This window comes from Paenibacillus sp. PsM32 (assembly GCF_030433815.1).
GTDB lineage: Bacteria > Bacillota > Bacilli > Paenibacillales > Paenibacillaceae > Saccharibacillus > Saccharibacillus kyungheensis.
The window spans coordinates 323341-345152 of record NZ_JARUWY010000002.1; the positions used below are offsets into that span (position 1 = coordinate 323341).

Here is a 21812-nt window from a genome sequence, read left to right on the forward strand (position 1 = left end):
ACATTTAGCTTGAAAATTCCGATCTTTTTTCCATTAAAAGTCTATTAGGAATACGCAAAATGATCGTTGTTCCTTGCTCTTCTTTACTGTTAATCTTCAGACCATATTCTTCTCCATAATGCAGTTGTATTCGTTGATGCACATTCAGTAGCCCTATACCTGATAATGTAGAATCCGAAGGATTTTCCAGATAATGACGTAACGTTTCCAGTTGAGCAGCGCTCATTCCCAATCCATCATCAGCGATCGCTAACACCAGCGTATCTTCACTTTCATACGCATGAATACAAATATGTCCATTATCCATCTGCATCTCTAATCCATGTACAATCGCATTTTCAATAATCGGTTGCAAAATAAACCGCGGTACAATAACCGACAGTACCGCTGGATCAATATCATATTGCATATCAAATTTATCGACATATCTTACTTTTTGAATATAAATGTATTTTTTGACGCTTTCTAATTCTTCACTCAGTGTAATAAAATCTTTGCCTTTAATTCCTTCTCGCATTAGATCGCCTAACGCTTTGGACAGTTTACCTACTTCCGGTACCCCTTCGATTCGTGCCATCCAATTCATCGTTTCAAGCGTATTGAATAAAAAGTGCGGATTGATCTGGAACATCAGAAATTTGAGCTGAGATTGCTGACGTAGACGTTCCTCTTCATACACTTGATTGATCAAATAATGAATACGAGCGATCATACGATTAAAGTTCAGACTAAGAATACCTATCTCATCTCGTGACGGATAATTAAAGCTAATCGACCAATTTTCACGTTCGGTATTTTTCATAATCGAAGATAATTGACGAATCGGTCTGGAAATACTGACTGACAAATAATAGCCCAAAATAAGAGTGATCAAAGCAACAACGACAAACAAAATAATCATCCATTGTTGCAACATAATCGATTGTTCCGAATAGCGAGCCGTCGGAATAATACTTACAATTTTCCAATCTGTATTCTGAATACGTTGATACGATACTATCTGCTGTTTATCATCAATATCATCTGCAAAATCACCTGTATCACCACTGGTAATAATCTTTTGCAAATACGATTCTGATGGGGTATGGTGAATTAGTTCTTTGTGCCTGCTTGAGATAATCTGTCCATGACTATCAATAATAAATAGCTCACCCTGTTCATTGAGCTTAATCTGACTGTACACTTTATAGAGAGCTTCCTCATGATAAGTCAACAAAAAATAGCCTATCTTTTGCAGGCTATCGACATCATAAATAGTACTTACAGCGGCTACTACCGATTGTTGCCCCGAAGGATTGAACCATGACAAATCACCACGATTACGTTGAAGCACTTGCCAGTTCTGATCACGCAAGTCTAACTTTTTGGCATACATACTGGTCTGAAAAGAAGTGCCGTTGAGCGCATACAGACTAACCCCTTCTACGTCTTCTCGATCGCTGATTAATCCATACAAAATATTGCGTATCTGCTTATCCGCAGAGACGTATTGCAGATCTGTCCATTGTTGTCGATTGACTGCTTTGAGCGATTTGCGAATTTCTTGATTGGTAAAAATCGAATAATACAATCGCTCAATATCATGCATATGCAGTTCTATATTTTTACTGACTTCACTTAGCATATCCATCGTATAAATATTAGTCTGTTCTTGAATAAGCGAGCTAGATTTCTGGTACGTCCAGACACTTATCACTGCTAACGGAATCAGATTCAGTACGATAAAAGCGATAAATAATTTATTGCGAATATTAAGATCACGAGCCGCTTGAATCAGTCGATATAACATCACTTCAAGCATGAGGATGATCTCCTTTTTTGCGAAATTCATTCGGTGTTAATCCATATCTTTTTTTGAATACTTGTCCAAAATAGCGAGCATCACGAATCCCGACTTGCTCGGCAATTTTGTAAATTTCCAGATGAGAATTACCAAGCAATTGAACAGCTTTTTGCATCCGAATCCTTGTAAGCGTATTCAAGAAATTATCGCCTGTTTCTTTTTTGAATAACCGACTTAAATAGTCTGCATTAAAATGATTTTTGTCTGCCATTTGTTCGATAGTAATATCTTTCATATATTGCTTTTCCATTGTTTGTAGCATCTGCTGAATCACAGGATGTAGCGAAGGCTGATCAGGATGAGCGGTATGCTTGCCTTGTAAAGTCAGTGCATATTCTTCCAACTGATCACGTAACTCTTCTTCTGTACTCTGCCGCTGGCGTTCTTCTATAATCATTGCTTTGGCTTTGAGACAAGCAGCGATAATCTCATCTGGATCAGTCGGCTTCAACACAAATCCTAATGCTCCCAACTGAATCGCTTTGAGCGCATAATCCAATTGATGATAAGCGGTAATAAAGATCACTTTAGGTGCACATTGTTGCTGATTCAGACTGTCCATCAGTGCTAACCCATCCATGCCTGGCATACGAATATCGGTAAGCAATAGATCAGGTTTTTGTGTGAGACTTAATTGTCTGGCTTCGATTCCGTTCGCAGCTATGCCAATCAATTGAAATCCATGATCATGCCAATCTAACATTTCAAGCCCTCTACGAGTCATCGCTTCATCATCTGCTATCATCAATGTAATCATCTGTTCTCCTCCTGTATTCCATGAATTAAGCAATGAAAAGGTATATTTGTCGCCTGACTCCATTGTGGTGCACGCTGAATATGATCGTTATAACTCCAAGCAAATTTGAAATGATGTCCATAATCCCAATCGGCTTTGACTAGATTTTGTTGCCAGAATTCAATATCTGTATAGCAAAAAGGTACAGGAATAGCCTGTTGAAGTGGCAAACGATCTACAGGTGAATACAGTCTATGTGTATCTGTTGTGTGTCCATCCCAGTGACGACTAGCTCGCAACACTTTGCACATTTGTAATAAAGGATGCAATCCACGTCTAAATAATGAAGATTGTCCTAGATCATGCAATATATTCAGCGCATGGGAAAAGGTTAACGTATGACCGATCAGATCATGATGAGCTTCGGCGATATAGATAGGGTCTGTCTCTGCTAATTCTTGCAAAATAAACGCTGACAACTGCGCAGGAGATTCGATACTTGGAAATGAATCGGTAACAGTAATCTCTAATCTTTTCACTTCAGATGCTTTGTATCCAATCCATGAACGTCCAGCAATGGTGCGATCAAAAACTTGAATTAATTGCTGAATATGTGTGATATGTTCTAGACTTCCCCATGCTTCCAGTTCTCGAATAGCAAGTAATGAGACAGCAGTATAGATCACATTATGCCCGACCCAATGCAGTTGATCGATATTGGCATCTAATGCAGGTAGAATAATAGATAACGCTTCAGCATAAGTGACAGGTACAGACTCTATCAATAAAGCCTCGCTAGATTCCTGTGTATGCTCTCTAACCATCTGTTCTGCTTGATTGATTATCGCTTGCGCGACTTCAGTAGTGATCGAAGACGATTTCGCTAGAAACGATGCTGCTATACTGGCTGTTCCATAATGAGCATCCCAGATATCTCCTGTCTGCTTCTGACAATCAGCAATAATAGCTAATCCTTGTTGCAAAAGTGATCGGGGTGACATATATATCCCTGCTTTCTAATGTGATATAAGGTTGACGAATCATTTTTTTTCGTTAATGATAAAAGAAGTGAGTTATTACGGTAGCTGACGATGATTGATGAATCTACATAACAGAGGAGCGTTTATAATGAAATATCGTAATTTGGGTCGTACAGGACTGAAAGTTAGTGAGATCAGCCTTGGAAGCTGGTTAACATATGGCACAGCGGCAGAACAGCAAGCAGCCGATGATTGCGTACGCACTGCTTTTGAATTAGGGATTAACTTTTTCGATACCGCAAACGCTTACAACCGTGGTGAAGGTGAAAAAGCGATTGGAGCGGCTCTACGTTCCTATGAACGTTCTAGTTATGTATTGAGCACCAAAGTATTTTTCCCGATGGGCGATGGGCCGAATGACCGCGGATTGTCACGTAAGCATATTATGGAACAATGCGAAGCCAGTCTCAAGCGTCTGGGTACGGATTATATCGACGTTTATTTCTGCCATCGATTCGATACAGAGACACCAACGGAAGAAACATTACGTGCACTAGATGATCTTACATCACAAGGCAAAATTTTGTATAGTGCTGTAAGTGAATGGACAGCTGCGCAGATCAGTGATGCAGCTCATATTGCAGATCGTCTACGCTTACGCCCACTTGCGGCTAACCAACCGATTTATAATCTATTTGAGCGTTATATTGAAGATGAAGTTCTAGGTGTATCCGAGCAACATGGATTAGGACAAGTTGTCTTCTCCCCTCTTGCTCAAGGTATTTTGACAGGTAAATACAAACCAGGTCAAGCACCAGCCGCTGGAACACGCGCAGCCGATGATTCAGTCAACCATGTTATCAATAGCTATCTGCGAGATGATGTACTGGAAGTAGTCGGCAAATTAGATCAATTGGCTCAAAGTATGGATATCAAATTATCGCAATTAGCACTTGCCTGGGTTCTTCGTCAACCTGGTGTCAGTTCCGCGATTATCGGTGCTTCCAAGCCTCATCAGATTCAAGAAAATGTAGAAGCGGTAAATATTAGTTTGAGCGAAGATACATTATCACAGATCGATCAGATGATGGAAGATATTCAAGATTTCTCACCGATGCGTTAATCATATACAGATACATGGGAGTAAATCTGAATATGTGAAATAGATCTGATCCATCATTGCTAGGAGGAGAAGATATGGATAATATTCAGATTGGACAGACGCAGATTGTCCTACTTCAGGGAGATATTACAGTCCAACACGTTGATGCTATTGTGAATGCTGCTAACTCTAGTCTTCTTGGAGGTGGTGGTGTTGATGGAGCTATTCATCGCGCAGGTGGGTCTGCTATTCTGGAAGAATGTCAGCAGATTCGTAATCGTCAAGGCGGCTGCCCGACAGGAGAAGCGGTGATCACCACAGCCGGACGCTTGCCAGCCAAGCATGTTATTCATACGGTAGGCCCGGTATGGAATGGAGGGTCTAACAATGAACGCCAGTTACTGGCTCATTGTTATGTTCACTCTCTTCAGCTAGCAGATGAGCATCAGCTTACATCGATTGCTTTTCCTAATATCAGTACAGGGATTTATCATTTCCCCAAAAAAGAAGCAGCTACAATCGCTTTGCAAACAGTAAAAGAGTATGTAGAGCAACATCCAGACACTACATTACAACAGATCGTTTTTGTCTGTTATGATGCAGATAATCTTGCACTGTATCAACAACAAATACAAGCTTTATAGATTGATATCATTGTATAGTCAGTATCGATCATCATGAAGAAATATAATCGATCATAGCCAAAAAAATACCCTGCTCTTTCTATCACAGTACTTGTCTGTGAGAAAGCGCAGGGTATTTTTGTACATTAGCTATAATTAACGTTCGTCATTCCAGAAATTGACCGGATGGTTTTGTTTGCTTAGTACTTTGAACGTATAACCATCTTTTTTCAACGTTTCTAATACTAATGGCAATACTTTAAGTGTAGCAGGTTGATCATGCATCAATACAACAGGAGCTGTACCACGTTTTTCTACAGAATTGACCTGACTCATAATATTTTTGTAGACACGTTGATGATCTTTTTTGTATTTCCAATCCAATGAATCTACATTCCAATCCCATAGATGGAAGCCACCTTGATTGAGCATCACATCACGATAACCTTGTTTCATATAAGGCTTACTACCATAAGGCGTACGCACAAGACTGGTACGAACACCAGCTACTTCATATAGACTTTCGTTTGCATCACGCATTTCTTTATAAGCACTGAATGGTGAATTATAGAATTTTTTGACAACATGAGTAACTCCATGCAATCCCAGTCCATTGCCTTCTTTTACAATACGCTTGGTTGCTGTCTGATACTGTTCCATATGCGGTCCTAACATAAAGAATGTTGCTTTAGCATCGTATTTGTCCAATATATCTAGCAATTGCATTGTATGCGCTGTTGGGCCATCATCAAATGTTAGATAAATAACTTTTTCTGCTTTCTCAGAACGTGTAGTACTTTGACTCTTTGTAGCATTTTTGCTTGTGTGTGCACTGGCTACCACAGTCTGTGTAGCGAATTGCGGAATCAACAATCCTATTAAAATCGTAACTAACATCCATTTTTGATAACGTGACATAATAATGTTTCCCTCTCCCTTATCTTATGTACTTTCGACATCTCTCGTCATTATTATATCTAATATGCGCAATACAATTCATCCTTCAATAGCTACTTTCAGATCACATTTTTGTTACGATTGATAAAAACAAAAAACAATTTCGTAAATTTATCTGTTATAAAATGCACAAAAAGACTACATTTTTACCTGTAGCCCTTTTTGATCGTATGATATTTATTACTTGTGTAGCTGTATTTATGACTGTGCTGAGTTGCGTTTCATCAGGCGTATCTTTGTTTTGGTATCGGAATCTATTCGATAGGATTCGGTTATTTTCTGTAACGCTTTATTGTACGTAAATATATCTAAGTGATTATGTTGCAAATAATCCATCGTCGGTTCAGGCAAATGAATATAACAGATCGAGATCGCCCATGCGACAGCCATTTTGACATAATATCCGTTATGCTCAATCCGATCCAAGCGTTCCAATACTTCTTGAATATAGACATCATCTACATAATACATCAGTAACATCACGACTGCGAAGCGAACTTCATATTCATGCTCAGAAGAAAGATAAGGTGTAATGAAATTCCATACTTGTTGCTGATGGAATGTTGTACATTTTAGCCCACCACAGAATCGATCACATACAGACCAATTATCAATTTTCGGTACAAATGAAGTGATATATTGTAATCGTTCATCAATATCCATCTCTGCATACCCGATTACCATTCCTTGTAGCATCACTTCTTCAAAATATTCCTGCTCTGCTTCTTGTAAATACGTACGCCAATCGGCTTTGGCAATGTGCTGAGCCATAATCCGTAACTGCGGTATACGTACTCCTAGTATATTCGTTATTGTTGGTAGCAAGCTTGATGCAAATTTCTGATAATCATGATCTACTTTAGCTAGTATTTGCTCGCGAATAATAATACCTCCTTGATAACGGTGGATGTGTATCGAAACGATCATTTAAAATTCCAATTTATGTGATAGTACAAAAGGATAGCTAAGACGTATACCTATATTGTTTCCCCTACTGGAAGCAGTTCTTTTTCCAAATCCAACAACGTTGTTTTCATATCCAATCCTCCGCGATATCCTGTTAATGCTCCACCTTTTCCAATGACCCGGTGACAAGGAATCGTTATTAAAAAAGGATTCGCTCCGATTGCTGCTCCAACTGCACGAACTGCCGCTGGTCGTCCGATATGCTGAGCGATATCCGAGTATGACCATGTCTGTCCATAAGGAATCTGCAATAATGCTTGCCACACTTGTAATTGAAAAGGAGTCCCTTGAAAATCATGAGTAATCGTGAATTGTTGACGCTCTCCCTGTAGATATTGAATCAATTGCTCGGTATACGGTTCTAACTTCTGCTTATCTTCGACTAGAACACTTCCACTGCGTCGAGTGTGTATCCATGTCTCCATTTCTGCAAAAGGTTGACCTTGCGAGCCTACATAACATAGTCCATTGCTTGAGGCTGCAATATAGAATTGCCATAGATGGTGATTGATCTGTGTCCAGTAGATAGTGGGCTGAGCTAGATCTTTATTTCTGTTGTCTGTTGTTGTCATAAACTCTACTCTCCTTTTACTGATTGGTCAGCATGATGCTGTTTGCGATATTGTGCAGGCGTGATACCGATTTTCTTTTTGAATAAAGTAACAAAGTATGAAGTATTCGGTATGCCTATATTCAATCCGATTGCAGTCATACTATGATTGGTAGTAATCAGTTCCTGACAAGCTTGATCGATACGACAACGCTGAATATACTCTACCGGCGTAATATTCATTACTTTTTTGAATGTACGATGTAAATGATAAGGGCTACCATGACCTATTTCTGCTAATCCATGTAATGTTAATGGCTCTGTATAATGCTGATCGATATATTGTGTAATGACAGCGATCCACTCCTGATCAGGCAATCGTTCTCCTGTAGGCTTGCATCGTTTGCAAGGACGATACTGAGTATGCAGTGCTTGATCGGGATCTGCAAAAATAGTTACATTCTGTGGTCGAGGTGCTTTCGATTTACAAGAAGGACGGCAAAATATGCCTGTCGTCCGTACTGCATACCAAAACTGACCATCATATGAAGAATCATTATTGACAATCGCTTGCCATTGTTCGGTAGTGATATGTGGACTATCTGTTATATGCGTTGCAGTATCATTCATCGCTATTCACCTCTACCTGTAGTATATCTGTTGAATATGTATTTGTACGCTGTTTGGAATGTAAAAGCAAGATAACAACATTTTAAAATAAATAATACCTATCCAGCAAGATAGCAAAAAAAGCACCCCGTTCATAAGAACGGAATGCTTTGGACGTGATTGACTTATTTGTCTAATGTTAATTCCAGTTGAACACCAATATCATTTTGTGTACTCAATACTACGGAGTGAGGATTTTTCATACCAAAATCTTCAAACGTTACTGTTGTTGTGCCGGATAGTAGAATTTGTCCACCTTGATATACTGCTTTACCTACAACCGTTACATCTTTATCAATACCTTTAACAGTTAATGTACCTTTCATTGTAAAATCGTTAGTAGCGCCTTCTGTCCATGTTGTTGGCAAGCCTTCAAAAGAAGTAGCTTTGAAAGTCGCTTGTGGGAACTTGGCAACATCGAAGAAATCAGCTTCTTTTACATGTTCATCACGTTGAGCTGTTCCTGAATCAATAGCGCTCATATCGATTTGTCCTTCAGCTACCATTTTGGTAGGATCGTCTACATTCACTGTCCAGTTACCCGTTACTTTGTTATCTACAAAGTTTACTGTTTCCTGTGAAGTCGTTACAGAGAAGTATACTTTAGAAGAATCGGTATTGATTTTCCAATCGCCATTCAGTTGATCTCCTGCTACACTTGCGCCAGACGCTGCTGTTCCGCTAGATTCAGTAGAAGTGTTTGTCGCTGGAATCACTTGCTCAATAGCTACTTTGTTCCCCATATAACTCTTCATAAATTGATAGCCACCAATCGCCACGATCACTACTACAATAGCAACGATAATGAGGATATTTCTTGTTTTTTTATTCATGATTTTGATCTCCTTTTATAAATGCTTCTTAATATCCTTATCTTAAACGGCGAATGTGTCGAGAAGATGTCCAAATGTACAAGAAGTAGAAAAAAATAAAGATTATTATAAAATCACTTGATAGTTAAAGAACGGTAGGTACAATAAGTAGACAACAGATAATGTACTTATTAAAATATAGTCCATGCTAAACGTAGATATAAGGAGCCTTTGAAATATGAACTTAATACTTATCGTAGAAGATGAAGAAGGTATTGCCCGCGTTCTATCTGCTTATTTGAAAAAAGCAGGGTTTGAAACGTTGCGCGCTGCCGATGGTCATCAAGCATTAGAACTATTCAATTCCTCTTCTCCTGCACTGGTGATACTCGATATTATGTTGCCGGGCATGGATGGCTGGGAATTGCTCAAAATGATTCGTAGTAAAAGTGCTTGTCCGGTGATTATGCTGACTGCACGTGATGATATTCAAGACCGACTCACCGGACTTGATGGTGGAGCCGATGATTATATGACCAAGCCTTTTATGCCTGAAGAAGTAGTAGCTAGAGTAAATGCTGTACTACGTCGTCGCCCACACTGGAATGATGGCATCAGCAAACGTAATTTCGGAAATCTGGTGATTGATATGGCAGCCAAACGTGTGTATTTGAATGGTGCTGAAGTGGCACTTAGTCCACGTGATTTATCATTGTTACTTTTTTTATCAGAGCATCCGAACCGTACCTTTACTCGTGATCACTTGATCGAACAGGTCTGGGGAATGGATTACGACGGAAGTGATCGAGCAGTCGATCTATCTGTCAAACGATTGCGTCAGTCACTTTCTCACTGGTCATCGCAAACAGGTGAACTTCGAACATTGCGCGGAATGGGGTATCAATTTTGGCTAAGCGAATAAAAAAATCAAAACAAACATCTATTTTATCGTATTGGACGATTCGTTATTTTATTATTTTATGTATCGGATTGTTGATTATTGCTACGGCTGCGGTCTATTGGGTTCGAGATACAGCGATGGATAGCCGTCTAAAAACAGCAGGTTTACTCGGACAAGAAGTTGCTGATCGGGTCACATCTGCTAATGGAACGATAGTTATTCCGAATAAGCTGGATAAGATTATTGATAATCGGCTGAAATTTTTTAATCTGGATGAATATATGTGTATTATGATTGCGAATGAAAAAGGGCAGTTCTTATTCTCTATGCCTAATCTTCCGCAAGATAAATTAAGCAAAAAGTTAACGCCTGATCTTGCTGAACCGACAGATAATCGGTATATGGCTGTGAACACTCCTATTTATAATGATCAAGGAGTCAAGATTGGTCAGGTGACGTTACTTCAATCCAAAAAGTCTCTGACCTATAGTCCTAATGAAATTGTGTTAGTAGTGGTTCTGTTAAGTACGCTTATTATCTCAGGATGGTTAACGATCTACTGGTTATCTCGCAAATTATCCCGACCGATCCAATTAGTAGCCAATGCAGCCAAACAGATTCGTGCAGGTAACTACGATGTGAATTTGCAGATAAATACGAAAGAACAAGAAATCACAGAGCTGGTACAGTCTTTCGAAGAAATGGCACAGCGATTGAAACAGTTAGAAGAATGGCGCGCTCTATCTCTAGCCGGTGTAACCCATGAGCTAAAAACACCTGTTACCTCGATCAAAGGTCTGGTGATGGCTGTACGAGAAGAAGTAGTCACTCAAGATGAAGCCAAAGAATTTCTTGATATTGCGCTCAAAGAATCAGAGCGTATGGAGCGTATGATTGCAGACTTACTGGATTATAATGCTTTTACTTCTGGTAGTGTAGAGATTCAGAGTGATCGGTTACACTTGCAACTGCTCATCTCCGAGATTGCTTATCAATGGAAATTAACACATGAATCGTATCCAGTCGATATGGTTCTCGATCTGCCTGAAGAACCACTTTATACGATGGGCGACTCTTTACGGATTCAGCAAATCTTTGTGAATCTGCTTAATAATGGATTACAGGCTGTGGATAAAAGTATACCGATTCAATTCCGTATTCGGATGTATGCGGAACAGCAATATATTCATGTAGAAGTAACCGATAATGGTACAGGCGTAGCCCCTGAAGATCAGTCTCATATTTTCGAACGCTTTTATCGGGGAGATCGCAAAAAGCGTAGTGTGCGTGGCTTAGGATTAGGGCTTACTTACAGTCAACTGTTAGCCCGCGCTCAAGGTGGCGAATTGCGATTGCGTCAGAGTTCTTCGTCAGGCAGTACGTTTGCTTTACAATTGCCAAGATAAATAAACAGCAGGTATTATCGAGTTTTTTATAATCATTCAATATCTATGTATACAATGAAAAAAGGAACCTTGACTCTCTGCGAAGAGGACAAAGGTTCCTTTTTATTTTTTATATGGAAAAGGAATAGCCTATTCGCAAGCGACTCCATCTTTATCACGATCTAATTTTTTGCTATATCCCGGTTGTCCTTTGTATAAAGGAGCTTTTCCTGCTTTGCGAACAGCACTACAGTTTTTGTAATATACTGTTTTGGATTTGGTAGCTACATAACTTCCAGCTTGACTGGATTGCGCTTGTACTGTTGGTGCCACGGCTACCGTTAATCCTGCTAGCAAAGATAATGCAATTAATCCTGAACATGCTTTGTTCATTTTTTTCATGAGTATACCCCTTCGCGTATGAAATATTATTTTATACTTTTTTGGTACTATATGGATTATATCGGATAGTTATCTAAATTGGTTAGTTTATATTATAAGTTATTTTTCCATAGCAAAAAGCGTACCTTATGAATAATCTATTCAAGTACGCTTTTATATAAGAAATAAGTTAACTTTATGCGATTTTATTATGTTCATGCTTTAAATATTTTTTCAAAAGCTTGAATCGCTTGCTGATCTTTGGAACGATCATAGACTGCGAAAATAATCTGTTTGAACAATAAAGCATACTTCTCTTCTAGTAGCACCTGACGGAACCACGTTGCCACTTCATATGGATCATTACGGAATACACCGCATCCGAAAGCTCCTAATACCAGATATTCATCGCCCTGCTCTGCCGCTACAGCTAAAATATATCGAATTCGCTCTAACATGACTGCGCCGATCTGGTCTACATGTTCAGGTTCTCTTTCTCTAACTACCCCTGCATTTACAGCCGGTGCAGTAATGATAGATACTTGATAGGTCTGTGCTCTCAGCGAACCACCGTCTTCCCGAAAGACCGTTACCTGTGGCGAGTAGATCATATAATCAGAGTAGAGACAACTTTTTTGCTGACGATTATAGTTATACATTTCAGTCATCTGAATCTGACTAGGATAAAGGGAAGATGAACGAGCCAGACTTTCTTCTTGCGCCTGACTTCCTCCTAGAAATCCACCACCTGGATTACGTGCAGAAGCAAAATTGAGACAAGCAACTTTATCACGTCGTTGTCTCATGGTGAGTTGTTCGACTGCTTTGAGCGTTGAATATGGGTTTACAATAATCTTTGACGCACAGCGCTCATCATCCAACAATAACGACTCTTCCGATTGTAATGACTCTGCTGTATATGGACTTTTGATGTCATTTGCATGTTGTACAAGAGTGTTGATCTTTGCGACTGCTTTTTCTTTGATTGTTGTTAATTTTTCAGGTGTATACAGAACAGAATTGTTGATAGTATATTCAACTTCTGATTTGATATCGACCTGTTTACCTGATAGTACTTTGTAATGACCTCGTTCTAAAATATCTAATGTTTCCTGCGCCCATTTGGAGCGGATTTCTCGTGATGTCATGATTGGCAACTCCTTACTTCTCTTTTTCTAGTTATACTTGCGATAATAAATCTTCTCGTAATTGTATCAATACTTCACCTAACCAATTCGTTCCCCGCCATGTAGCACGTTGATGAATACGAGGATCATCTTCAGCAAGCCCGATTCCCCAGATTCGGTCTGTAGGGCTAGCCTCTACCAGCGTATGACCGGCTGTAGCCAATAGAACCAATAATAATTCTGGATTCTGAGTAAACTTGGCATGATTCCCGCGATACACAATATTTTTGGCTTCTTGATTCCAGAGATCGTTATCGAATCGTTGCACTTGCCGTCCTAATGCTTTTTGCTGACGAGGATGTGGCGCTTCTATTACTCGTCTAGCAATTTCACGATCGCCAAACAATTGAGCTTTTCCATACATCATATACTGCTCTGCCGATGTAAATTGCTGTCCTTCTAATATAAAAGATGCTGGATACCACTGCGAAAATGGAGAAGCATCCCGATAAAAAAATAAAAATGATTCTGATGGCGATTCAGATCTACTCATTGTGTGATTCCTCTTTTCTTGATCCAAAAACTATTTGACAACCTCTTCCCAGGCGGGACGAAAACGAAACAGTTGGGACGGTCGATGTCCTGCATCTTTCGTATATTCATTAGTCGCTATAACTTGTGAAGCGATTTTTCGACGAAAGGCAGGTGCTAATAGTTCTCGATCCAAAATAATTTCATACACTTGTTGCAGTGCAGATAATGTAAATAACGGTGGCATCAAATTAAACGCGATATCGGTATACTCAATTTTACTACGTAGGCGTTCTACACCATATGCAATCATTTTAGCATGATCAAAAGCAATTCCTTCACTCTCAATCACTTCCCAGCGTACATCATTAATCGTTCCGCGATAGACATGAGTAACCCGAATCAATCCAGATAACTGATACTCTCCATGGTGCAAATGAATCCGAATATCTCGCTCGATCTCACATCCATCCGGTAAGCGAACTTTCTTTTCCTGCATAATATGATAATCTAGCTTAAACCATCTAGCATCATCCGCATCTTCACCTGCTTGTACTTGTTGGGTGCTAGAATCCACTAATGCCATGTACGAACAACTAATGACCCTTGTACGAGGATCTCGATCTACCTCACCCCATGTATATAATTGCTCCATATAGATATGTTCTAGATTCGTTTCACTTCGCAATTCGCGCGCGGCGGCTTCATCCAGACTTTCATCGACCGAGACGAATCCCCCTGGCAGTGCCCACTGTCCTTTATACGGATGTTCACCACGTTGTATCATCAATAACTGCAATGACTTTTCCGGTAATTTACGATAGTTATCTTGCTCTTGATTCATTACAGTAAAAATCAGCATATCAACCGTAGCTGAAGGTCGTTCATATATACCAGCATCGTATTGTTCCAGAAATTGTTGTTCGGTAAGTCCGTTATGATTAAGAATGGGATTAGCATCGTTAATTGACGAATCCGGCATAGATATAACCTCCATATAAGATATAAGTACGTTTAATTTTTTTATTGATATTTACTTTTTGTTATTAACATATAGTTATTATTAATCAAACTCATTTGAAAAGTCAACCATTTGCAGAAATTGGATATAAAAAAGACTTCCTCTATTTCTAAAGAAAGTCTTTTTTGAGTGCTATACATTATGTTACCTATTTACGTCTACCGCGTTTATTTTTACGATTGGTTGTAATCGTCATAAAAGCAAAAATAACAAATACTACGCCTGCACCTACTAACATTTGTATAAAAAAATCCATTTGTTCACCTCAAGATTGTTGTTATGTATAACTTATTGATAACTTAACCGTTTACGTAACGCACGCCACACTTTTACAAGTAAATAAGCTGTAATATAACAACCCATTAATGATACAAAAAAGCTATCTGCTCGAAAATATACTTTTTCAGTATGCAATATAATATACAATAGATTCTCATATCCTGTCAGATCATCACTTGTCTGCAATGTCAAAAACGAGGAGAACTGACCAAAATGATATTGCTTCACAATCTCTGGCGGGAAATTCCAGACAATATTGACTCTACTCGGCATAATCATAAATAGCAACATAACGATAATCGTTACGAACCATACCTTTTTGTGATCGAAAAAAGTCATCGCTTCCTCCTTTGTTAAGATACATCGTATATTCAGATTGTATACTTGATTGCAAAATAGATCAAAATCGATGGTGGAAGTATCTTTATTTGCTCAAACAAAAAAGCCTGACATATGATCACTCTCTTGCGATAGCGACTTGTTAGGCTGTTATGGTTGGTTGAATACCCCATTATGATATTGTATTAATCCAAAATACGTAATGTTGTATCAATAATACCGTTTAATTTTTGCTGGTCTGCTGTTGTTTTGACCATAGCACGCAAACCTAACCATGCATTCATAAAATAGTGAGCAAGAAATTCGGTATCCACATCCGCTTGAATTTCACCTTTATTTTGACCGATCAGAAGTAGCTCACGCAAGTATTGTTCTGTTTGTGTATAGCCATTTTCTACAAATGTAGATACTTCAGGATCAAGTATACCTAACTCCACACCCGAGTTTACCATCATACATCCTTTAGGAAAATCTTTGTTATCCACCATAGTGGTTAGAAATCGTCGCATCAGCTCTTTAACAGGTGCTTGTTTTTCTATTAACAATTGTAATCGTTCTGCTTGAAGAGATTTGTACCGTTGTAGTGCTTGAATAAACAGAGCGTGTTTGTCTCCAAACGTATCATAAATACTTCTTCGATGAATCCCCATCGTATCAACCAATTGTTGCATCGACGTTTTCTCATATCCTTGCGTCCAGAATAAATACATCGCTTTATCTAATACTTCATTAATTTCAAATTCTTTATGCCTTGCCATTGTCTTCACCTCGCTTATTTATTATATAGGGAAGTGAACGGTCAGCAAACTTATGACTTATTCAAAATCCAAATAGTAATAAATATCAGAATTGCCTCGTTCAGATGTAAAATGATAGCTTTTATTATTCAAACCGCCGATTTCAAACCCATATTTTAAATAGAATTTGTTAGCAGCGAGATTATACGATTGGGCAATAGTACTCAAACCTTTACAATTCTTTGCTTTGGATATGGTCATTGCCAAATCAAGCATGTCTTTAGAGATACCGCTTCTACGATATTTTTGATTTACTTTCAGATCGCTAAGGTAGCAATATTTATTCCATTCGATCTCAAATACAGCCAGTCCAACACAGATATCGTGATCAAATGCAGCTATAGCAAAACCATCCTGATCGATTTTGGCAAATGAATAGTTCTCTTCTGGAAATATTTTTTCTTTGGTCTTATCAAAGTATTTTTCTTGATATTCCCATCTATCATTAGGCTTTGTTACAACTAATTCACCAAACAAATAAAATGTTTCATTAGGTAATTGCAAACAATCTTTGGTTGCTTCTGTTATCAATTCAATTTTAATACGATTCAATGTGTAGCCTCCTTCAATCTCTAAATATTCAGCTTCCAGAGTCTACAAAACTGAACGTATCAGAATTGTATAATAACTTTACCTTTTGGTCGACCATTAGCTACAAGCTCCAATGCTTTATTGATATCGTTTAGCGTAAATGATTGAGGATGAAGAAGTGGAACGATATCATTTTTTTCAACGATTCCCGTAATTTTCTTCAATTGTGTACCGTCTGAGCGAACAAAAATAAAGCGATATTCTATATCTTTTTGCTTCGCTTTTTTATCGAATTTGGCACCAACAGCACCAAAAAGTTTTTGTTTCCACCATGGGAAGCCTTGATCCTCTGCAAAACGTTTATTAGGTCCTGTACGAAGAGAAAGTAATCGTCCTCCGGGCTTCATAATTTGTAGTTCATTATCAAATTCTTCTGCTCCCAACGTATCGATCACATAATCAATCTGGGATAAAACATCTACATAGTTTTCTTTCGTATAATCCAAATATCGATCTGCACCAATTTGTAGTGTACGTTCGCGCGTCTGTGCGTTACCGCTTACGATGACTTGCAATCCCATATCTTTAGCGATAGGAACAGCGATTTGACCAAAGCTACCTGATCCACCTGGAATAAAAACAGACTGCCCCGACTTTGCTTCTAGTTCTTCATGTAGTCCTTGATAAGCCGTAAGTCCGGTCAATGCTACCGCAGATGCTTCTGCATAAGACAAATTTTTGGGCATATGTGCAATAGCACCCGCGTCTACAGCGACATACTCTGCAAAGGCACCTATTTTGTTCAAAGGTAAACGTGTATAAATATCGTCGCCTACCTGAAATCCATGTACATTTTTGCCTACGTTTTCAATCACACCTGCCAGTTCATTGCCGATCGTGAGCGGAAAATTATAGTCTTGAATGAATTTGACACTGCCTGTCATGATTAACATTTCCAGTGGATTCACAGCGGCGGCTTTGACTTTGACTAGCACTTCATGATCTGCAATATCTGGAATTTCAATAGTGTTCACTTGTGCTTTTATTTGTTTAGAATATTTAGTGATCTGAGCGGCTTTCATAGTGCGCTTCATATCTGGATCAGCTTCCTTTTTATCATAATAAATACATCAATAACGGTTCATGTATAGAAGAAAAATGACGTACAATTCTCAAGTTGTACGTCATTTGCAATAGTATTTATAATAGAGCTCTAGTACGCATCATTTATTATCTAACGATCATTAACAAAATTATGAGATCGTAGGATAGATAGGTGCTGTTAATTTAAAGTTATACTCTGAATCCACAATACCTACAGTCTCATTGCTTTCATACAGATTAACCATGAATCCTGCCATTTGTTGGGCTGTGTGGTATTTAGGAATATTGTTCTCGTATTGATAGTCTTCCACATCATTAGATACTTTGATAAAATCTGTTTCTGTAATAGCAGGTGCTAATACTTTAGCTTTGAGATGAGCGCCTTTGAGTTCTAACTCTTTAGCAAGCCCTTCCGTAAATGCACTTACATAATATTTAGAAGCAGAGTATGCTACAGTTCCTATAGCAATAATATATCCAAGTGCTGATGATACGTTAATTAATTGAGTACCTTCAACATTTGCATAATCTCTAACATAAAGGGTAGACAGAATCGTTAAAGATTCTATATTCACTCGTAACATCGTTTCGACTTTTGTTAGATTTTGATCAACAACCATTGCACCTTCCCCAAGCCCTGCATTATTGATCCATGTTTCGATTTGATAATTTTTCAAGCTATTGTATAACTCATAAGCTTGCTCGGTAACAGAAAGATCACTTGTAACAACCACTACATCTAATTCTGGATGTAATTCTTTAATTTTGGCTTGAAGCTCTTCTAACTTGTCTACTCTTCTTGCTACAATAATCAAATTTTTTCCTTTAGCAGCAAATGCCAATGCACTTTCATAACCTATTCCTGAGCTAGCTCCTGTAATAACGGTATATTTCATTTTAGTTACTCCCTTTAGTTCTATTTTCGTTTTCAAGAACGATCGTTCTAATTTGGTTATAAGCTATTCTTATTCGTTATAAGCATATCATTTATAGAACGATCGGTAAAGTATTATTTCACAGCTTGACGGGTGTCTATGACCTGCTTAGTGACCGGCTCGATCTTGCATCGATCTTACAATACGAGTGATCCATTTGCGTGGTAATAATCGTGGGCTAAAGGCTAAAAAGCGGTTACGTGCTCCCGGTATAATAATAGTATCTCCTCGCAAAAATCCGCGATATCCCATTTGGGCAACTTCGTCTGACTTCATAATAGAACCATTTTGTATCATTTTAGATGCACCCATACCTGAACGATCTACAAATCCTGTAGCTGTGACTCCCGGGCAAAGTGCAGTCACGGTTACACCTGTTCCACTTAATTCATTTTCAAGTGCTTCTGTGAACGATAATACATACGCTTTGCTTGCATAATAGACAGACATCATCGGTCCAGGGAAAAAGCCTACTAATGAAGCTACATTCATCACGCCGCCCTGTCTTCGCTTCACCATATCCGGTACAAATAATTTGGTCATGATCGTTAGCGCTTTGATATTGACATCGATCATATTGGTTTCTTGTTCCCAATCTGTTTCTAAAAATTTCCCGTATAAGCCAAATCCAGCATTATTCACAAGATAATCTACCACAATCCCTTTTTCTTTTAACTCTAGAAAAATAGCTTCCGGTACACCTGTAACCGATACATCTTTGGGGATAACGATAGAATGTGTACCATGTTTTTGTTCATAGTCTTTCGCCATTTCTTGCAATTTCGCTTCATTACGTGCGACCAATACCAGATTATATCCGTCTTTAGCAAATAGATTAGCTAATTCTTTCCCAATCCCGCCAGATACACCTGTAATCAATACTGTTTTTTTCATAGTTATAACTCCTATTCAGCTCATAATTAATATTAAAACCTTTTTAAGAATGATCATTCTAATAAAGATAAAAAAATAAAGCTTGCTGTTGGAAGATGTTATTTTTGTAGGAAAATAGTTTCTATATGTTTAGTTAGCAACTTCTTATTTAGAACTTTATCATATCGAGAACGATCGGTAAAGTATTATTTTTTAAAATTGTTTATATGATTTCTGTAAGTAGAAAGCCTCTAGCTTTTATTAGCAAAAGACTTTCTTTTACCAATACCTGCATGATTGAACTAAGCTTAGTTCTCAAGCACCTGCACTCACATTGCGAACTACAAAAACTAATACCAACCATAATACAAATATGATGCCAACCACTAATAAGATTTTAGACTGTTTACTTCTGAACATGTACTATTCTCCTTTCTATGCTCTATTTGATGTATGCTAACGACTATGTAACTGTTATCAAAGTCTTTTGTTATTGCTCTACTTATCATCTATTTAATTAGAATATTAAAATTACATTCTTCCATATTATACCATTCTGTTAACAAAGTATAGGCAGAGATCGTTTGTAGGTGATGGACTACCTTTTCCAATTGTTCTATAAAATCTTCACCACAAGCCACTTTAATATATTGATGACTATGTACGGCTCTATAGATATTCTTGTGATCTGTAGGTTCGACCTGTACCAGATGAATATGAGAATCAGCTTTATGTCCACTGCCTACAACAGCATAATGGTCATCAATGAGAAGAGCTTTATCATGATGATATTGTAAATGTCTTTCATGCGGAACGACCCAGATCGGCTTCATATGTAGATGTCCTCCAGTACACTAATATGTAATATCATTAGTATACTGGCTAGGACAACATACGGTAATAGGCTCAAACGTATCAGTTATATGATATGTATACGTATTGTATTATACGTTTCTTTGTAAATTCACATCTAATTCTGATCCTTCGCCTGTAACATAAGATATATAATTTACTGACCCGCTAAAGTCTAAATACGCTTGATAACGAAAACGAATAGACGGTAATGTTATCCAATCGAGAACCGATTCTTTGGAAATCCATTTACAATCACTGGTCTCGTCAGAAGTTGTTAATGTTCCTCCTTCACATTTACATACAAAATCAAACATTACTTTTGTTGGTACATCTGTTATGCCATCATGCCATTTATGTATTCCCGTATTTGAAATAATGCTTATAAGCTGAACTACGGTTGCATCAATACCACTTTCTTCTTTAATCTCACGTATCACCCCATCGATCAAATTCTCTCCAACTTCGGTGATTCCACCAGGATATACCCAACCATCGTGTTGTGTCTTAACTAACAAAATATTACCATGACCATCTTCTACTATTCCACCTGCAGATACAATATGTGTGGGGAAATTCATTATGTAACCTCCTATTTATGATTAGTATAGTAATTTTGCAATTGCTATTCTTATTTTAAAGAACTCTATCTATATTACTCATATAATTTGATATCTTTCAATCACCAATGATCTTCTGGAAATTGTCCATTCAACTTCGGTACTATATATTCTTTCTCCTGTAGTATTAAATGCAAAATCATCATCTGTGAATCTAAATAATCCTTTTCATGAATGCCAGAACTTCCTTCTTTATATAGAAGCTAAATCTGTAGTCAGAGATAGTGAATATGATCCGTCGTTATTAGCAAAATATAACTATATTCATATCTGTATATTTGTCTTCTTTTTATTCAAAATAGCTTATAAAACATTTAATTATTTGTTTATTTTTTTGACATTATAAATCAATTGAATAAGTAATCCAATAATTACAGCTAGAAATCCATCAGATAATACTATATTACCTCCATGTAAAATTGCCGATAAACCTATTCCAATAATTAGACAAACAAATACATTGAATATAATTGTCATGCATCAATTCCCTTTCTAAATACAAGATTTAATATATGTAATAAAATCCATTTTAATCTTTAAATGGATTTTATTAATTGTAACATTTATTTTTTAAAATATAAAAAGGATACTTTATTTTTCAAAATATCACTCTAATCTTTAACTATCGATGTCTTTCTAGAAATTGTCCTTTCAACCCCAATACTATCCATTCTTTCTCCTTTACTATTAAATGGAAAAATCAAGATCAATATGTAGAGTTCATTCGCGTGTCTGTGTATCGCCCTTATCAATAACCTGTAATTCTATATCTTTGGCGATAGGTATAAATTAAAATATAATTCTCTAGCACAACTATAGCTATAGTAAGCAAAAATGAAATATAAAAGCAGCAGACTATTCGGTTCGTATAGATACCGGAGGACTGCTGCTTTTTATA

The 21812-nt window shown here is 37.7% G+C and carries 23 protein-coding genes and 1 pseudogene; 4 read left to right on the plus strand and 20 right to left on the minus strand.

Annotated elements, in window-relative coordinates; all coding sequences use genetic code 11:
- Positions 1–4: 4 nt before the first annotated feature.
- The 3 genes from QCD85_RS07255 to QCD85_RS07265 are packed head-to-tail and all read right to left on the minus strand — an operon-like array spanning position 5 to position 3580.
- Positions 5–1801 carry a sensor histidine kinase gene (locus QCD85_RS07255; RefSeq protein WP_301262129.1) on the minus strand — a complete coding sequence of 599 codons (1797 nt, stop codon included), beginning with the start codon at positions 1799–1801 and terminating at the stop codon, positions 5–7.
- On the minus strand, positions 1794–2600 hold the full coding sequence (locus QCD85_RS07260; RefSeq protein ID WP_274172493.1) for a response regulator transcription factor: 807 nt from the start codon (positions 2598–2600) through the stop codon (positions 1794–1796). The genes QCD85_RS07255 and QCD85_RS07260 overlap by 8 nt, the downstream gene beginning before the upstream one ends.
- A complete protein-coding gene (locus tag QCD85_RS07265; protein ID WP_301262130.1) occupies positions 2597–3580 on the minus strand; it encodes a hypothetical protein in 984 nt (327 codons plus the stop codon). Before QCD85_RS07265 ends, QCD85_RS07260 begins: the two co-directional genes overlap by 4 nt.
- A gap of 127 nt (positions 3581–3707) precedes the next feature.
- Between QCD85_RS07265 and QCD85_RS07270 the strand changes: the two genes are divergently transcribed.
- Together QCD85_RS07270 and QCD85_RS07275 are read left to right on the plus strand one after the other, a co-directional pair.
- Positions 3708–4682 (plus strand): aldo/keto reductase family protein, encoded by a 975-nt coding sequence (locus QCD85_RS07270; protein WP_301262131.1) that lies wholly within the window; start codon positions 3708–3710, stop codon positions 4680–4682.
- A gap of 74 nt (positions 4683–4756) precedes the next feature.
- Complete coding sequence (locus QCD85_RS07275) at positions 4757–5305, plus strand: O-acetyl-ADP-ribose deacetylase (RefSeq protein ID WP_301262132.1); 549 nt, start codon at positions 4757–4759, stop codon at positions 5303–5305.
- A 135-nt stretch (positions 5306–5440) separates the two neighbouring features.
- Here QCD85_RS07275 and QCD85_RS07280 read toward each other — a convergent pair whose 3' ends face one another.
- From QCD85_RS07280 to QCD85_RS07300, 5 genes are all read right to left on the minus strand, one after another.
- Positions 5441–6202 (minus strand): polysaccharide deacetylase family protein, encoded by a 762-nt coding sequence (locus QCD85_RS07280; RefSeq protein WP_274172489.1) that lies wholly within the window; start codon positions 6200–6202, stop codon positions 5441–5443.
- A 237-nt stretch (positions 6203–6439) separates the two neighbouring features.
- Positions 6440–7168: a DNA alkylation repair protein gene (locus tag QCD85_RS07285; protein WP_301262133.1), complete on the minus strand. Its 729-nt coding sequence runs from the start codon at positions 7166–7168 to the stop codon at positions 6440–6442.
- Positions 7169–7218: 50 nt separating this feature from the next.
- Positions 7219–7779, minus strand: coding sequence for a methylated-DNA--[protein]-cysteine S-methyltransferase (locus tag QCD85_RS07290; protein WP_301262134.1), 561 nt, complete (start codon positions 7777–7779; stop codon positions 7219–7221).
- Positions 7780–7784: 5 nt separating this feature from the next.
- Entirely contained in the window at positions 7785–8387 is a 603-nt protein-coding gene (locus tag QCD85_RS07295; protein ID WP_301262135.1) for a bifunctional transcriptional activator/DNA repair enzyme AdaA, read from the minus strand.
- 164 nt (positions 8388–8551) lie between these two features.
- A complete protein-coding gene (locus QCD85_RS07300; protein WP_301262136.1) occupies positions 8552–9259 on the minus strand; it encodes a YceI family protein in 708 nt (235 codons plus the stop codon).
- A 217-nt stretch (positions 9260–9476) separates the two neighbouring features.
- Between QCD85_RS07300 and QCD85_RS07305 the strand changes: the two genes are divergently transcribed.
- Both QCD85_RS07305 and QCD85_RS07310 read left to right on the plus strand, forming a co-directional pair.
- Positions 9477–10160: a response regulator transcription factor gene (locus QCD85_RS07305; RefSeq protein WP_273612767.1), complete on the plus strand. Its 684-nt coding sequence runs from the start codon at positions 9477–9479 to the stop codon at positions 10158–10160.
- Entirely contained in the window at positions 10145–11545 is a 1401-nt protein-coding gene (locus QCD85_RS07310) for a HAMP domain-containing sensor histidine kinase (RefSeq protein ID WP_301262137.1), read from the plus strand. The genes QCD85_RS07305 and QCD85_RS07310 overlap by 16 nt, the downstream gene beginning before the upstream one ends.
- A 129-nt stretch (positions 11546–11674) precedes the next feature.
- Here the strand turns inward: QCD85_RS07310 and QCD85_RS07315 are convergent.
- The 12 genes and pseudogenes from QCD85_RS07315 to QCD85_RS07370 all read right to left on the minus strand — a co-directional run.
- Positions 11675–11800: pseudogene (locus QCD85_RS07315) on the minus strand (excalibur calcium-binding domain-containing protein); the annotation flags it as partial.
- 320 nt (positions 11801–12120) lie between these two features.
- Positions 12121–13053 carry a TIGR02452 family protein gene (locus QCD85_RS07320; protein ID WP_301262138.1) on the minus strand — a complete coding sequence of 311 codons (933 nt, stop codon included), beginning with the start codon at positions 13051–13053 and terminating at the stop codon, positions 12121–12123.
- A gap of 31 nt (positions 13054–13084) precedes the next feature.
- Positions 13085–13585 carry an NADAR family protein gene (locus QCD85_RS07325; protein WP_301262139.1) on the minus strand — a complete coding sequence of 167 codons (501 nt, stop codon included), beginning with the start codon at positions 13583–13585 and terminating at the stop codon, positions 13085–13087.
- Positions 13586–13615: 30 nt separating this feature from the next.
- A complete protein-coding gene (locus tag QCD85_RS07330) occupies positions 13616–14545 on the minus strand; it encodes an NUDIX hydrolase (RefSeq protein ID WP_301262140.1) in 930 nt (309 codons plus the stop codon).
- Between the two features lie 327 nt (positions 14546–14872).
- Positions 14873–15202, minus strand: a complete 330-nt coding sequence (locus QCD85_RS07335; RefSeq protein ID WP_301262141.1) for a hypothetical protein — start codon at positions 15200–15202, stop codon at positions 14873–14875.
- A 185-nt stretch (positions 15203–15387) separates the two neighbouring features.
- The gene (locus tag QCD85_RS07340; RefSeq protein ID WP_301262142.1) at positions 15388–15960 is read right to left on the minus strand and encodes a TetR/AcrR family transcriptional regulator; all 573 of its coding nucleotides are present in this window, start codon (positions 15958–15960) and stop codon (positions 15388–15390) included.
- Between the two features lie 57 nt (positions 15961–16017).
- Positions 16018–16551, minus strand: coding sequence for a GNAT family N-acetyltransferase (locus tag QCD85_RS07345; RefSeq protein ID WP_301262143.1), 534 nt, complete (start codon positions 16549–16551; stop codon positions 16018–16020).
- 59 nt (positions 16552–16610) lie between these two features.
- Positions 16611–17624, minus strand: a complete 1014-nt coding sequence (locus tag QCD85_RS07350; RefSeq protein ID WP_301262144.1) for an NADP-dependent oxidoreductase — start codon at positions 17622–17624, stop codon at positions 16611–16613.
- A 159-nt stretch (positions 17625–17783) separates the two neighbouring features.
- Positions 17784–18530, minus strand: a complete 747-nt coding sequence (locus QCD85_RS07355; protein WP_301262145.1) for an SDR family NAD(P)-dependent oxidoreductase — start codon at positions 18528–18530, stop codon at positions 17784–17786.
- A 147-nt stretch (positions 18531–18677) separates the two neighbouring features.
- Entirely contained in the window at positions 18678–19463 is a 786-nt protein-coding gene (locus QCD85_RS07360; protein WP_301262146.1) for an SDR family NAD(P)-dependent oxidoreductase, read from the minus strand.
- Positions 19464–19951: 488 nt separating this feature from the next.
- Positions 19952–20275 (minus strand): hypothetical protein, encoded by a 324-nt coding sequence (locus QCD85_RS07365; protein ID WP_301262147.1) that lies wholly within the window; start codon positions 20273–20275, stop codon positions 19952–19954.
- A gap of 111 nt (positions 20276–20386) precedes the next feature.
- Positions 20387–20875, minus strand: coding sequence for an NUDIX hydrolase (locus QCD85_RS07370; RefSeq protein ID WP_301262148.1), 489 nt, complete (start codon positions 20873–20875; stop codon positions 20387–20389).
- Positions 20876–21812: the final 937 nt, after the last annotated feature.